Source organism: Mesorhizobium sp. M1E.F.Ca.ET.063.01.1.1 (genome assembly GCF_003998155.1).
GTDB lineage: Bacteria > Pseudomonadota > Alphaproteobacteria > Rhizobiales > Rhizobiaceae > Mesorhizobium.
This window is the reverse complement of record NZ_RZSC01001738.1, coordinates 1-399: the sequence shown is the minus strand read 5'-3', so window position 1 is coordinate 399 and position 399 is coordinate 1. Positions and strand designations below refer to the sequence as shown.

At 62.7% G+C, this 399-nt stretch carries 1 protein-coding gene; it reads left to right on the top strand.

The window, feature by feature from the left end:
• Positions 1 to 219: 219 nt before the first annotated feature.
• Positions 220 to 399, top strand: a 180-nt coding sequence (locus EOA29_RS42590; RefSeq protein ID WP_348628957.1) for an alpha/beta fold hydrolase, incomplete at its 3' end; no start/stop codon positions are given.

Here is a 399-nt window from a genome sequence, read left to right as displayed (position 1 = left end):
TTTATACTCTCAACATATGGCGACGGAGGAGGCATCCGAGAAGCGTCTATCAGATTAAGTTGGCGCAACGGCGATCGGACGACTAGTTGCGGCCGTCCGCGGTAGGTTCAACTCTATTGCTCTGGGCCTTCTACCCCGGCGCCCCGGCCACAGAACCCCGCACCACCAGATCCACCGGCCAGACCTCGCCGCGGTGTCCGGAGTGCTTGGAGAATCTCGATGTCGTGGAAACTGGATGAAACCGCGCAAACGTCTGCGGGCGCGGTGGCGGCGGGTCGGGCTGGCAACGGGCCATCGCTCGTGCTTGCCCATGGCTGGCCGTGGTCCTCATTCTCATGGCACCGGATCATTCCGGCCCTGGCGCGGCGATACCATGTCCATTGGTACGACATGCCCGGA